Source organism: Catenulispora subtropica, from assembly GCF_039531675.1.
GTDB classification, from domain to species: Bacteria; Actinomycetota; Actinomycetes; order Streptomycetales; family Catenulisporaceae; genus Catenulispora; species Catenulispora subtropica.
Genome location: NZ_BAAAQM010000022.1, coordinates 64,773 through 77,966 on the forward strand (window position 1 = coordinate 64,773; position 13,194 = coordinate 77,966).

12 protein-coding genes are annotated in these 13,194 nt (G+C 72.7%); 7 read left to right on the top strand and 5 right to left on the bottom strand.

Annotation, left to right across the window (positions count from 1 at the left end):
- Positions 1 to 4: 4 nt before the first annotated feature.
- Positions 5 to 193, bottom strand: coding sequence for a hypothetical protein (locus tag ABD466_RS20120; RefSeq protein ID WP_344658644.1), 189 nt, complete (start codon positions 191 to 193; stop codon positions 5 to 7).
- A 541-nt stretch (positions 194 to 734) separates the two neighbouring features.
- Between ABD466_RS20120 and ABD466_RS20125 the strand changes: the two genes are divergently transcribed.
- The gene (locus ABD466_RS20125; RefSeq protein WP_344658645.1) at positions 735 to 1,412 is read left to right on the top strand and encodes a phosphotransferase; all 678 of its coding nucleotides are present in this window, start codon (positions 735 to 737) and stop codon (positions 1,410 to 1,412) included.
- A gap of 82 nt (positions 1,413 to 1,494) precedes the next feature.
- Positions 1,495 to 2,451 carry an NADPH:quinone oxidoreductase family protein gene (locus ABD466_RS20130; RefSeq protein WP_344658646.1) on the top strand — a complete coding sequence of 319 codons (957 nt, stop codon included), beginning with the start codon at positions 1,495 to 1,497 and terminating at the stop codon, positions 2,449 to 2,451.
- 17 nt (positions 2,452 to 2,468) lie between these two features.
- Here ABD466_RS20130 and ku read toward each other — a convergent pair whose 3' ends face one another.
- Positions 2,469 to 3,452 (bottom strand): non-homologous end joining protein Ku, encoded by a 984-nt coding sequence (gene ku / locus ABD466_RS20135; RefSeq protein WP_344658647.1) that lies wholly within the window; start codon positions 3,450 to 3,452, stop codon positions 2,469 to 2,471.
- Positions 3,453 to 3,517: 65 nt separating this feature from the next.
- Between ku and ligD (ABD466_RS20140) the strand changes: the two genes are divergently transcribed.
- The 3 genes from ligD (ABD466_RS20140) to ABD466_RS20150 are packed head-to-tail and all read left to right on the top strand — an operon-like array spanning position 3,518 to position 6,610.
- Positions 3,518 to 5,002 (top strand): non-homologous end-joining DNA ligase, encoded by a 1,485-nt coding sequence (gene ligD, locus ABD466_RS20140; protein ID WP_344658648.1) that lies wholly within the window; start codon positions 3,518 to 3,520, stop codon positions 5,000 to 5,002.
- On the top strand, positions 4,992 to 5,876 hold the full coding sequence (gene ligD, locus ABD466_RS20145; RefSeq protein ID WP_344658649.1) for a non-homologous end-joining DNA ligase: 885 nt from the start codon (positions 4,992 to 4,994) through the stop codon (positions 5,874 to 5,876). Before ligD (ABD466_RS20140) ends, ligD (ABD466_RS20145) begins: the two co-directional genes overlap by 11 nt.
- Positions 5,873 to 6,610, top strand: a complete 738-nt coding sequence (locus tag ABD466_RS20150; RefSeq protein WP_344658650.1) for an HAD family hydrolase — start codon at positions 5,873 to 5,875, stop codon at positions 6,608 to 6,610. Before ligD (ABD466_RS20145) ends, ABD466_RS20150 begins: the two co-directional genes overlap by 4 nt.
- A 108-nt stretch (positions 6,611 to 6,718) precedes the next feature.
- On the opposite strand, the gene ABD466_RS20155 is transcribed toward ABD466_RS20150, so the two are convergent.
- Positions 6,719 to 7,183, bottom strand: coding sequence for a DUF2690 domain-containing protein (locus tag ABD466_RS20155; protein WP_344658651.1), 465 nt, complete (start codon positions 7,181 to 7,183; stop codon positions 6,719 to 6,721).
- Between the two features lie 179 nt (positions 7,184 to 7,362).
- Positions 7,363 to 8,550 (bottom strand): NADH:flavin oxidoreductase, encoded by a 1,188-nt coding sequence (locus ABD466_RS20160; protein WP_344658652.1) that lies wholly within the window; start codon positions 8,548 to 8,550, stop codon positions 7,363 to 7,365.
- Positions 8,551 to 8,776: 226 nt separating this feature from the next.
- Between ABD466_RS20160 and ABD466_RS20165 the strand changes: the two genes are divergently transcribed.
- Both ABD466_RS20165 and ABD466_RS20170 read left to right on the top strand, forming a co-directional pair.
- Positions 8,777 to 9,583, top strand: a complete 807-nt coding sequence (locus tag ABD466_RS20165; RefSeq protein WP_344658653.1) for an SDR family oxidoreductase — start codon at positions 8,777 to 8,779, stop codon at positions 9,581 to 9,583.
- Between the two features lie 304 nt (positions 9,584 to 9,887).
- Positions 9,888 to 11,087 (top strand): ROK family transcriptional regulator, encoded by a 1,200-nt coding sequence (locus tag ABD466_RS20170; RefSeq protein WP_344658654.1) that lies wholly within the window; start codon positions 9,888 to 9,890, stop codon positions 11,085 to 11,087.
- 78 nt (positions 11,088 to 11,165) lie between these two features.
- On the opposite strand, the gene ABD466_RS20175 is transcribed toward ABD466_RS20170, so the two are convergent.
- On the bottom strand, positions 11,166 to 13,067 hold the full coding sequence (locus tag ABD466_RS20175) for a glycoside hydrolase family 9 protein (protein ID WP_344658655.1): 1,902 nt from the start codon (positions 13,065 to 13,067) through the stop codon (positions 11,166 to 11,168).
- Positions 13,068 to 13,194: the final 127 nt, after the last annotated feature.

The window sequence follows — 13,194 nt, forward strand, 5'->3', positions numbered from 1 at the left end:
CCCCCTACGGGTTGACGCCCATCAGGTCGTCCTCGCGCGCCGGCGCCACCCGCGCCAGCCACCCCGCGGCCTCCTCCGCCCCCAGCTCCCGCTCCAACCGCACCTCGGGCAGCATGTGCTCGAACACCCGCCCGACCGACCAGCCGAAGGCGCCGCGCGGCGGGTGCAGCACCAGCACGCGGGTGCCGTCCAACGGCTCGATGTCCGCGGGGCGCCTTCGGGGAAGACGTAGGCGCCGTGGCCGTCGAACAGACGGAAGCGGCGGTAGACGGGCTCGGCGAGCGGGCCCGGGTGGCCGGTGCCGGCCGCGTCGACCCGCGCCGGGTCGGGGCGCTCCCCCGGCAGCAGCCCCGGCCCCAGCAGGCGGTCGGCCAGCAGGGTGTGCAGCTGGTAGTTGTCGCCGACGCCGCTCATCGTCAGGGCGAAGCCGCGGCCGGAGGCGGGGTCCAGGGCGAGCCGACCAACGCGCCGGCGAGCACCGCGGTCTTGGCGAAGACGCCGCCGCAGCCGACCAGCAGCGGGGCCAGGCGCTCGACGCCGGCCGTCAGTTCCGCGGGCGCGGCCTGCTGCGCCGCCGCCCACGCCGCCCCGCTGCACCGGTGGAACGTGCGGGGTCGTCGGCGCGGACCGCCGCGCCGAGCTCGTCGATCAGTGTCAAGAGAGCACTGGACATGGCCGCTCAGAGTAGAACACCCGAACGGCGCGGCGACGCCCCGAGCGGCTACCGTTCGGGCATGCAGACCGGTGAACTGATCGGCTCCGGCCGCGACGCGGACGTGTACGCCCTCGACGACTCCTGGGTCCTGCGCCGCACGCGGGACCGGCGCCCGCAGGCGCGCGAGGCCGCGGTGATGGCCCACCTCCACGCACACGGCTACCCGGTGCCGGAGGTGCGGCCGGACGGCGGCACGCCCGAGGATCTGGTGATGCGCCGGGCGGCCGGGCCGACGCTGCTGGAGGCGGCGCTGGCCGGGGAGCTGGACGCCGACCGGGTCGGGGCGATGCTCGCCGAGCTGCTGGTGCGACTGCACACGGTCCCGGTCCGCGACGGCGCGGGCACGGCCATCCTCCACCTCGACCTGCACCCGCTGAACGTCATCCTCACCGCCGAGGGCCCGGTCGTCATCGACTGGACCAACACCCGCGAGGACGACCCCGTCCTGGACTGGGCCATGTCAGCCCTCATCCTCGCCCAGGTCGCCCTCGACGGCTCCGAGCTGGCGCAGCCCGCCGACGATCTGCTGTCCGCCCTGCTGGCCCACCGCCCGCCGGCCGTCGTCCTCGACGAGGCGGCCATGGCCCGGGCCCGCGCCGAGCGTGCCGGCAACCCGCACGACGTCCACCAGCACCTCGACGAGGCCGTGACGCTGGTGATCGCCCGCGCCGGGTGGAAGGATCGGGGTCAGGACTGAACCCCCAGGCCGACTCCAGACCGACCTCAGACCGACCTCAATCTGACCCCCGAGGACCGACCCCACCCGAAAGGCCACCGCCGTGAAAGCCTGGCAGGTCCCCACCCACGGCGAGCCCGCCGACGTCCTGCGCTCCACCGACGTCCCCGCCCCGGCCCCCGGCCCCGGCCAGGTCCTGGTGAAGGTCCGCGCCGCCGCCCTGAACTTCCCCGACGTCCTCATGTGCCGCGGCCAGTACCAGGTGCAGCCACCCCTGCCCTACACCCCGGGCGTGGAACTGTGCGGCGAGGTCGTCGACACCGGCGAGCGCGTCATCGGCATGCCGGTCCTCCCGCACGGGGCCCTGGCCGAGTACACCGTCGTGGCGTCGGACTCCGCGTACCCGGCCCCACCCGCCCTCGACGACGCCGAGGCCGCCGGCTTCCTGCTCGCCTATCAGACCGGCTGGTTCGGCCTGCACCGCCGGGCACACCTGCAGGCCGGCGAGACGCTGCTGGTGCACGCCGCGGCGGGCGGCGTGGGCAGCGCGGCGGTGCAGCTCGGCAAGGCGGCCGGAGCGCGCGTGATCGCGGTGGCCGGCGGCGAGGCGAAGGCCGACGCCGCCCGGGCCCTGGGCGCCGACGTCGTCATCGACCGCCACGAGCAGGACTTCGTCGCCGCCGTCAAGGACGCCACCGGCGGGCGGGGGGCCGACGTCGTCTACGATCCGGTCGGCGGCGCCGCCTATCAGGGCTCGACCAAGTGCGTCGCTTTCGAAGGCCGCATCATCGTGGTCGGATTCGCCGGCGGTGTCATCCCCTCGCCGGCTTTGAATCATGCGCTGGTCAAGAACTACTCGATCCTCGGCTTGCACTGGGGGTTGTACCGGAGCAAGGACCCTGAAGCGGTTGCGGCTTGTCACCGGGAGCTGACGCGGATGGCGGAAGCCGGTGTTGTCAAAACCTTGGTCGGTGAGCGGTTGGCCTTTGAGGAGGCGCCGGCCGGGTTGGCGCGGCTGGCTGGTGGGGAGGCGATCGGACGGCTGGTGGTTCTGCCTTAGTCAGGCCAACCGCAGCATCACGCACTCCGCCGCGTCGACGTCGACTTCGCCGCAGTCTTCTTCCGCCCCGGCTTGGCATGCGGGTCCGCAGCCTTCGCCGTCGCCCGGGCGCCCTTGGCCGCCCGCTTCGGCGTCGCAGAGCTTTTCGCCGCCGAAGCCGCTGCCTTCTTCGCCCCCGCCTTCTTCCCCGCCCCAGCCGCCTCCTCCTCCACGGCACCGCGCGTCTTCTTCGCCACCTCCACGCTCGCCTTCAACGCCGCCATCAGATCGATCACCTGCGCGCCGCCCTCGGCCGGGGCCGGCGGCGTCACCACCTCACGCCCGGCGACCTTGGCCTCGATGACCTCTTCCAGCGCCTCGCGATAGTTGTCGTGGTAGTCCTCGGGGTGGAAGTCGGCGCTGAGGGAGTCGATCAGAAGTTCGGCCATCTTCAGCTCGGCGGCCTTCGGTTCGGCCTTGTCGCCCTTCTCCAGGACGTCGAAGTCCGGCTCGCGGATCTCGTCGGCCCACAACATGGTCTCCAGCACCAGGACGCCATCGCGGACCCGCAGCGCGGCCAGGCTCTCCCGCTCGCGCATCGCGAACCGCACCACCGCCACGCGGCCGGAGGACTCCATGGCGTCGCGGAGGAGGGCGTAGGGGCGGACGCCGAGCTTGTCCGGGGCCAGGTAGTAGGACTTCGAATACATGATCGGATCGATCTGCTCCTCCGGGACGAAGGACTCGACCGCGATGGTCTTGGCGGTCGCTTCGGGCAGGTCCTCGAAGTCCTTGCCGGTGAGTACCACCACGTCGCCGTCGGGCAGCTGGTAGCCCTTGGCGACGTCGGCCAGCTGCACCTCCTCGCCGTCCAGCTCGCAGACCCGCTTCTGCCGCACCCGGCCGCCGTCGGCGGCGTGCACCTGGTGGAACGCGACCCGCTTCTCCTCGGTCGCGCCGTACATCTTCACCGGGACGGCCACCATCCCGAAGGAGATCACTCCGCTCCAGATCGCCCGCATGACCCCGACGCTAATTCGGATCACCCGGACTCGCACCATAAGCATCCACAGGTTGTCATGGAGCAGTGGCACCCGGAGCAGCGGAGAGACCGGACCGGCTGCGGGAGTACCGCGCCAAGCGGGACGCCGCCCGCACTCCCGAGCCGGTGCCGGAGGGCGGACCGAAGTCGCGTGAAGGTGACCGGGAGCCGATCTTCGTGGTGCAGGAACACCGTGCGACCGCCCTGCACTGGGACTTCCGTCTGGAGCACGACGGGGTCCTGGTCTCCTGGGCGTTGCCGAAGGGCGTCCCGACCGATCCGCGGCGGAACCACCGTGCCGTGCCCACCGAGGACCATCCGGTGGAATACGCCGACTTCGCCGGGCGCATCCCGGCCGGCGAGTACGGCGCGGGCACCGTGGCCACCTACGACCGCGGCACCTACACGCTCCTGAAGTGGACCGACGACGAGGTCAAGGTCGACCTCGCGGGCGAGCGCCTCAGCGGCCGCTACACCCTGTTCCGCACCGGCGGCGCCGACTGGATGATCCACCGGGAGAAGGGGCAGGACCCCGAGCCGGCACCGATGCCGGACACCCTGCGGCCGATGCTCGCCGTCCTCGGGCCGGCGCCGGCTCCGTCCGACCGCGGCTGGGCCGCCGAGTTCAAGTGGGACGGCATCAGGGCCCTGTGCCGCATCGAGGGCGGCCGGGCCCGGCTGCGCTCGCGCAACGGCAACGACATCACCGACAGCTATCCGGAGATCAAGGCGCTGGCGAAGACGGTGAGCAGTGCGCAGCTGCTGCTCGACGGCGAGATCGTCGCCTTGGACGAATCCGGCCGGGTCAGCTTCGCCGCGCTGCAGGGCCGCTTCGGCGCCAAGAGCTCGGAGGCGCTGCGCCTGTCCCGCACGAACCCGGTCTCCTACCTGGTCTTCGACCTGCTGCACCTGGACGGCCGCTCCACCCTGGAGCTGCCCTACTCGGCGCGCCGCGAGCTGCTGGAGGCGCTGGAGCTGTCCGGGCCGAACTGGCAGACCCCGCCCTCGTTCCCCGGCACCCCGGTGGCCGACGTGCTCGCGACGGCGCGGGCGGCCGGGCTGGAGGGCGTCGTCGCCAAGCGCCTGGACTCGCCCTACCAGCCCGGGACGCGTTCCCCGGCCTGGCGCAAGATCAAGATCACGGCCTCGCAGTCCGTGGTCGTCGGCGGCTTCACCCCGCTCAAGCGGGAGGGCGCCGCCGCGGGCCGGCCGCCGCGCGGGATCGGCGCGCTGCTGCTGGGCGTGCCGGACGCCGCCGGGGAGCTGCGCTACGCCGGCAAGGTCGGCAGCGGCTTCACCGAGCACGACCGGCGGGCCCTGCTGGAGGCGCTGACGGAGCTGGCGGTGCCGGAGAGCCCGTTCGCCACCGCCGTGGACGCCCCCGACGCCCGGGTGGCCACCTGGGTGCGGCCGGTCGTGGTGGCCGAGGTGACGTACGGCGAGTGGACGCCGAAGGGGCGCCTGCGGCACCCGGTGTTCCAAGGCATCCGGCCCGACATCGACGCCTCGGAGGTGACCCGTGAGTCCTGACTCCCGCACCCCGGCCTCGCAGACCGTCGAGATCGACGGCCGCAGGGTGAAGCTGACCAACCTCGACAAGGTGCTGTATCCGGAGACCGGCTTCACCAAGGGTGAGGTCCTGAGCTACTACGCGCGCGTCGCGCCGGTGATGCTGCCGCACCTGGCCGGCCGCGCGGCGACGCTGATCCGCCACCCGGACGGCGTGGACGAGCCGGGGTTCTTCGCCAAGCACGCCCCGTCGCACCGCCCGGACTGGGTCCGCACCGCCTCCGTCGCCGCCACCGGCTCCGGCAAGCACATCGAGCACGTCCTCATCGACGACCTGCCCTCGCTGATCTGGGCGGCGAACCTGGCGGCGATCGAGTTCCACGTGCCGCAGTGGCGCGTGGCCGACCCCGAGCACCACGACCTGCTGGTGCTGGACCTGGACCCGGGCCCGCCGGCCACGGTCCTGGACTGCGTCCGCGTCGCCTTCGCCGCCCGCGAACTGCTCGCCACGCACGGCATGGACCTGCGCGCGAAGACTTCCGGCGGCAAGGGCCTGCACCTGTACGCGCCGCTGGACGGCGTCACCGCCGAGCAGGCCCGCGAACTCGCCCACACCATCGCCCTGGGCATGGAGGCCCAGCTCCCCGACCTGGTGGTGTCGAACATGGCGAAGCGGGAGCGCCCCGGGAAGGTGTTCATGGACTGGTCGCAGAACACGCACTCCAAGACCACCGTGGCCGCCTACTCGCTGCGGGCCCGGCCCCGGCCCACGGTGTCGACACCGGTGACGTGGGAACAGTTGGCGGCCGCCGAACGTCCCGATGACCTGCGCTTCTCCCCGACCCGGGCGCTGGAGCAGGTCGCGGAGCACGGCGATCTATTATCGGGGCTGTGAATCAGACTCCGGAGACACCGAAGGCCCTTCTCCTGGACTCCGGCGGCGTCCTGATACGGCCGATCGGCGGCCGCTGGAACCCCCGCGCGGACTTCGAGCCGACGGTCAGGGCACACGCGCCGCACGTCACCGCCGACCAGCTGGCCGCGGCGGTCTCGGAAGGCGACCGGTTCATGGCCGCCGTGACGACGACCCCCGACAGGCACGACTACCATCGCGCGATGCTGGCGCGGATCGGGGTGGAGGCGACCCCGGAGCTGTTGGCGGACCTGGTCCGGGAGGTCCCGCCGAGCGGGATCCTGGAGTCCTTCCCGGACGTGATCCCGACGCTGACCGCGCTGCGGGCCCGCGGCGTGCCGATGGCGGTGGTCTCGGACGCCTGGCCGAACCTGCCGGACCTGCACGCGGCCCTGGGCTTGAACGGGTTCTTCGCCGCGTACGCGATCTCGGCGGTGCTGGGCTGCACCAAGCCGGATCCGCGGATGTACCGGCACGCCAGCGACGCCCTGGGGCTGGAGCCCGGCGAGTGCTTGTTCGTGGACGACGATCCGGAGTTGGTCGCGGCCGCGATCGCCCTGGGGTATCAGGGCCGCGCGATGGTGCGGGAGGCGGGGGCCGGGGACGCGGGGGACGGGGACGTGGACGTGGACACGGCGGCCGGGAGGGGAGCCGGGGCCGCGAGCGGCGGCGTCGCCACCATCAGCTCCCTGACAGAGCTCCTGGACCTGGTCTGAACGCCACGGACGACCCGATGCGCACATGAGTGCGGGGCGGGCGCCAATGTCGTGCGCCCGCCCCTCGTTAGGAGACGTCCTCGGTCACCAGTGTGCGCCTCTGGCGGCTCACACGCACGGCGTGGTGGCGCTGACCCCGTTCACCGTCCCGGTCGCGGCCACGCACAGGTCCCGCCCGAAGATCATCGGCGTCCACAGCACGGTGCCCCTGCCGCTGGCCGACATCTTCGCGTGGTCCTGGCGGGTGGCGGTGGCCGACAGGTTCGCCGACACGCCGCCGACGGTGGTCACCCGGGCCCAGTTGTTGCCGCAGAACGGCGACCAGCGCAGCTCGACGGTGCCGATCTGCTTGCCCTTGCTCATGATCGGCGTGGTGCGGATGGAGCGGGCCTCGAAGGTGCTGGAGCAGCCGGTGGACTGCGGGTCCTTGCCGTTGCAGCCCTTGTTGCTGCAGCTGGCCGGCGGCCTGGAGGGCGCGTGCGAGGCGTTGGCGTACGCCACCACCGGTGCGCTGGCCAGGGCGACCGCGCCGAGTCCGACGCCGATACGGGAGACGATCCGTCGAGAGAACATGACCCCTCCCCGTGGGATCAGAGGGCGCCGTCGCGGCGGGAGAGCCCGCCGACCCGGAGGCGACGCCCGGTGCCGCAAGGACACCTCGGCTCATCGTCGCGCGGGGTCGCCGACCGGTGTCGCGCTGCCGTGCTCCGTTCGGGCGACCGGCGGAACCGAGGCTCGGCTCAGGGCCGCATCTACGCTCGAACGACGGGCCGTCCGTCCAGCTCCGGGCACCGCGTCCCGGTGTAGATCGTCGGCATGCAGCGATTGCAATGGATGCACAGCGACGGGGTGCCCGGATCGGCACCGATGCGATTCACCAGATCCGGTTCGCGCAGCAGGGCGCGCGCCATCGCGACGTACTGGAACCCGGCGTCCATGGCGCGATCCATGGTGGCGCGGGTGGTGACGCCGCCGAGCAGGATCAGCGGCATGTCCAGTTCGGCGCGGAAGCGGAGGGCCCGCTCCATGAGATACGTGTCCTGATACGGGTACGCACGCAGGAACTTCTTGCCGAACCAGCGGATCCCGAGGCGTTGCGGCAGCGGGAAGTTCGCGGCGAACTCACGCAGCGGCACGTCGCCGGTGAACAGGTACATCGGGTTCATCAGAGAACTGCCGGCGGTGAGTTCCAGGGCGTCGAGGGTGCCGTCCTCCTGGAGCCACCGGGCGACCTGGAGGCCGTCGTCGATGCGCAGCCCGCCGGGGTAGCCGTCCTCCATGTTCAGCTTGGCGGTGACGGCGATGCGGTCGCCGACCTCGGCGCGGACGGCGCGCGCCAGGCCGAGGGCGACCTTGGCGCGGTTGGCGAGGCTGCCGCCGTAGGCGTCGGTGCGCTTGTTCAGGCGCGGGGACAGGAAGGCGCTGGCGAAGTAGTTGTGGCCGAGATGGATCTCGACGGAGTCGAACCCTGATTCGACGGCCAGGCGCGCGGCGCGGGCGTGGGCGGCGGTGACGCGCTCGATGTCCTCGGCGGTGGCGGCCCGGGTGCGGCGCATGCTGACCGGGTTCAGCATCGGCGAGCAGGACAGGGCCGGGGCGCGGTTCGAGCGGGCGTCGGCGACCGGGCCGGCGTGCCCGATCTGGGCCGCGACGGCCGCGCCCTCGGCGTGCACGGCGTCGGTGAGGCGGCGCAGCCCCGGGACGGCCTCCGGCCGCCAGTGGATCTGGCGGCGCTCGGTGCGGCCCTCGGGCGAGACGGCGAGGTAGGCGACGGTGGTCATGCCGACGCCGCCGGCGGCCGGGCGGCGGTGGTAGTCGACGAGGGCATCGGTGACCAGCCCGTCGGGCGTGGCGCCCTCGAAGGTCGCGGACTTGATGACGCGGTTGCGCAGGCGGATCGGGCCCAGGGCTGCGGGGGCCAGGACGTCGGGTGCTGTCACGGCGCGGACCCTAGAACGGCGCACTCCAACACGCCAGTGCCGTCGGCGTTCTCATGACCGCTCTTACGACGGCTCTTACTTTGTGTTCCGGTCCGGCATAGGCTGCCGCCGCCCGGCCGCCGCCGACGACCGACAGCCGACGGCCGACGGCCGACCAGAGGCGCCCCGCCCGACCCGCCCCACCCCTTTGATCCGCCTGATCAACCCGATTCGCAGGGAGTGCACCATGGCCACGATCGCCGTCACCGGTGCCGCCTCCGGCATCGGCCGGACCCTCGCCGCCCGCCTCGGCGCCGACGGCCACCGCGTCATCGGCGTGGACCTGCGGGACGCCGACGTCGTGGCCGACCTCGGCACCGCGGAGGGCCGGGCCGCCGCGGTCGCCGCCGTCACCGAACTCTGTGACGGCCGCCTGGACGCGCTGCTCCCCTTCGCCGGGCTGGCCGCCGCGACCGGGCGGCCCGGCGGCCTGCTGGTGTCCGTGAACTACTTCGGCGCGGTCCGCGTGCTGGAGGGCCTGCGCCCGGCTTTGAGGGCCGCCGGCACCTCCGCGGTGGTCCTGCCCTCCTCGAACTCCGCCACCTGCCAGCCCGGCTGGCCCGTCGATCTCGCCGACGCCTGCCTGGCCGGCGACGAGGCCGGGGCGCGCGCCCTCGCCGAGTCCTTCGGCGGCTTCGGCGCCCTGCAGGCCTACCCCGCCACCAAGGCCGCGCTGGCCTGGTACGCCCGCACCCGCGCCGCCGACTACATCGCCGACGGCATCCGCCTGAACGCCGTCGCGCCCGGCATGATCGACACGCCGATGACCCGGGCCGGCCGTGCCGACCGGCTCACCGCCGAGGGTATGGCGGCCTTCGAGAAGGCGATCCCGCTGGGTCGCGCCGGCCGCCCCGAGGAGGTCGCCGCGCTGGTCGCCTTCCTGCTGTCGGATCAGGCCTCGTTCATCGTCGGCTCGGTCCTCTACTGCGACGGCGGGACCGACGCGCTGTTGCGGGGCAAGGACTGGCCGACGATGTGGGTGATGCCACGCTGAGATGCCGGTTCACCGAGGTCTCACTTCATCACCGGTGCCAGCACCAGGGCCGCCACCCAGAAGGCCCCCCACCCCCACGGGCGCGAACCCCGTGTGTCCTCCAGCGCCGCGGCCGAGGCCGGATCGGATCGCCGGGGCGAGATGAGGCTGGACATCACAGCCTTACGTCGACGCCGGAAATCCCTATCAGGGGTCTGTTGATCTGTATCACTCCGGTCTCTGCGTCGACCGCGCCGCGGCTGAACCGGCAACGGCGGGTCACAGCTGATCGACCACCCCCCACCCCTCCCCCTACCCTGGGGCGATGAACTCTCCCACGGCCAAACCCTATGCCGGGGCCACCTCGGCCACCGTCCGCGAACTGAACCTGCGGACGGTGTGGGGGGTGATCGGGGCCAGCGCGCCGATCTCGCGGGCGGAGATCTCGCGCGCGACCGGGATCTCGAAGCCGACGGTGTCGGCGGTGCTGGAGGATCTGCTCCAGATCGGGCTGGTGGTGGAGACGGCCGACGCCTCGCGCGGGTTCACCTACGGCGCCGTGTTCTTCAAGCCGCGGCCGGAGGCGGCGTACGCGGTGGCGTTCGACGTCGGGGCCCGGCATCTGCGGGGGGCGCTGGCCGGACTGGACGGCGCGGAGGTGGTGCGGCGGGACGCCGACGTGGACGGCCTGGACGCGCCCGGGATGGTGGCGGCGTCGGTGCGGCTGGCGCGGGAGCTGGCCGGGGCGGCCGGGGTCGCGGAGACCTCGGTGCGGCACGCGGTCGTGGGCGTGCCCGGCGTCGTGGACCGGCGGGACGGGCGGGTCTGGCAGGCCGCGAACGTGACCGGGATGGAGGGCTTCGCCGCGCAGGAGCAGTTCAGCGCCGCGCTGGGGATGCCGGTCACCGTCGAGAACGACATCAACCTCGCGGCGCACGGCGAGTACGCCCGCGGCAGCGGCGGCGACGCCGACAGTTTCCTGTTCCTGTCCATCGGCACCGGTGTCGGCGCCGGCCTGGTGCTCGGCGGCAACCTGCACCGTGGTTTCAAGGGCGCGGCCGGCGAACTGGACGACGCCTTCGAACCCGAGTACACCGACCTCGGCGACGGCACCCTGGAGGCCTCGGTCCCGAACGCCATCGACCCCTGCGCCGAGGCGATTCTGCAGTACGCCGCCCGCAAGCTCCCCGCAGAGACCGACCTGACGCCCGAGCGCGTCTTCGAGCTGGCGCGCGCCGGCGACCCTTCCGCCCTGGACGTGGTCCGCGAGGAGGCCCGCCGCATCGCGAACTACGCCGCCGTCGCCTCCGCGGTGGTGGACGTGGAGCTGGTGGTCCTCGGCGGCGGCATCGGCCTGAACGGCGATCTGCTGCTGGCCCCGGTCGCCGACCACCTGGCGGCCCGGCTGCCGTATCCGCCGCGGGTGGAGACCTCGGCGCTGGGCAGCGGCGCGGTGCTGGCGGGCGCGGCGTCGCTGGGGGCGTCGCTGACGGTGGAACAGCTGATCCGGGAGTACTTCGGGTGAGCGATGCGCGGACACGGTTCCGGCCCCTGAGCCGTGGTCATCAGGGGCCGGAACCGGTCTAGGCGCGCCGAGGCGCGATCAACCGCCCAGTGCCTCCTGCATCGCCGCCCCGAGCACCGCGGACCCGGTCATGTCCAGCGCCGGCTCGTCGGTCTGCCAGGACCGCACGTCGTCGGCGAAGCGGCTGGTGTGGCCGGTGAAGGCGTTGTACGGGTCGGCGCCGTTGGCGGGGCACTTCTTCATGCCGTCCTGGAAGTCGCCCAGGCCGCCGGCGAAGTTGTCGGGGTTGTTGGGGCCGTTCATCACGGCGCCGGTCGGGACCGCGCCGGTGCCGTCCAGGCTGCCGGCCAGGTTCGCCACCTGGTGCTGCAGACAGTGCGGGAAGGTGCTGCCCTCGCCGACCATGAAGGCCACGCCCCAGGGGTTGCCGCCGAGCAGCCAGTCGCGCTGTTCGGTGGCGAAGGCGTCGAAGGACCTGTCGCCGCTGGCCTGGCGGTAGAGCGCCTGCGTGGTGAGGAAGCCGAAGGTGTGCGCGTTGACGTCGAAGTTCGTGTAGTCGCCGCCGGCGTGGAAGATGTCCGCCTTGGCCTTGGCCGCCGCGGACTGCACCTGGCGCTTCAGGTCGGCGGTGAGGACGGCCGGGGTGACGGCCAGGCCCGAGGGGTCGCCGGCGGCGGCCATCGCCTTGATCAGGTCGGCGTGCGCCAGGGCGCTGTTGTCGTAAAGGTTGAAGGTGTCGCCGGCGTCGGAGGCGATGTAGTCCTTGGCGTAGGTGGCGGCCTGCGACAGGTACGTCGCCGGGCTGTGCCCGAGCTTCTGCGCGGCCAGCGCGAGTTCGGTGGCGCCGAGTTCCATCGCGTCGTGCCAGATCGCCTCGGGGTAGTACGAGTTCGGCAGCGCGGTGGTCAGCGGGCTCGGAGGGGTGTCGGTGTCGGCGAGCGCGTAGACCGACGCGGCAGCCTGATATTCGGCCGCGGCCTGCTTCGGGTTGCCGGAGGCGTCGATCTGCGCGGCCAGCGCGAAGGCGGCGGCCACGCGGCCGGCCAGGTTCGGGCTGATCCGGCCGCCGGGGCCGGCGGCCAGGAACACCGGGCGGTGCGCGGCGGCGTAGCGGTCGGCCTTGGCGGTATCGCCGTCGTCCTTCTGCGGCAGCCGCCACAGGTCATGGTCGCCGTAGAAGGTCCCGGCGGAGTTGCCCGACCCGATGCCGACCTGCAGCACCAGTGTCTTCGTCTTCTCGTCCCAGGCCTTGTCCAGCCAGCTCTCGCCGAAGTGCGCCTCGGTCGCCAGGCTGGGCGGCGCCGCCGAGCCGAGGGCGCGCTGGGCGGCGAACAGGGTGATGGCGCCGAAGGCCTCGTTGTTCGTGAACTTCAGGTAGTCGCCGGCGTCGAACCAGCCCCCTGAGACGTCGACCGGGCCGCCGCTCTTGGTCAGGTCGCTGGAGGTGATGGTGTCCGAGTCGCCGGAGGCGAACCGGGGCCAGGCGTAGACCGTCGCCGACGCGTCGTGCAGGTGCGAGGGCTGCCGCTTGAGGCTGCCCGCGATGACGTCCGAGCCGTCACGCTGGGTCTGGAAGAAGGTGACACCGTCGGCGACGAGCTTGCCGTACAAGGCGTCCGTCGAGGTGATCTTGAACGACGGCGAGGTCGCCGAAGCGTTGCCGGCGACCTTGATGTGGTACGTGCCGGGAGTCTTCAGGGAGGTGAAGGTGATCGGGTAGACGTCCGGATAGGCGGCGTTCCACTTGCCCAGGCTGGCGGCGCCGACCTTCCCGGTCAGAACGGTCGCGCCGCTGGAGTCCACCACCGAGAACGTCGCCCCGGACACCGCCGCGCCGGTCATCAGGTACGCCTGCTTGACCTCGCCGGTCCCGAACCCGGCCTGGTCGACGCGCACCAGCCCGGCGGTGGCGGCCTGCGCCGGCTGCGACAGCACGGTGGCGGTGCCGACGGTCAGGCCCGCCAGTCCGACGACGGCCACCGCGGCGACGCTCCTGCGACGGCGCGTTCGTGCCCTGGAAACCATGGAAGCCCCTCCGGTGGCAGATAGTTAGGAAAGATTCCTAACAAGATGACGGCGAACCTAGCCGCCCGGCCCCGCTCCGTCA

What these genes read in the sequence shown, in the direction of transcription:
- ku (WP_344658647.1), bottom strand. Translation starts at nt 3,452, where the DNA reads ATGCGGGCGATCTGGAGCGGAGTGATCTCCTTCGGGATGGTGGCCGTC.
- ABD466_RS20125 (WP_344658645.1), top strand. Translation starts at nt 735, where the DNA reads ATGCAGACCGGTGAACTGATCGGCTCCGGCCGCGACGCGGACGTGTAC.
- ABD466_RS20165 (WP_344658653.1), top strand. Translation starts at nt 8,777, where the DNA reads ATGGCCACGATCGCCGTCACCGGTGCCGCCTCCGGCATCGGCCGGACC.
- ABD466_RS20155 (WP_344658651.1), bottom strand. Translation starts at nt 7,183, where the DNA reads ATGTTCTCTCGACGGATCGTCTCCCGTATCGGCGTCGGACTCGGCGCG.
- ABD466_RS20170 (WP_344658654.1), top strand. Translation starts at nt 9,888, where the DNA reads ATGAACTCTCCCACGGCCAAACCCTATGCCGGGGCCACCTCGGCCACC.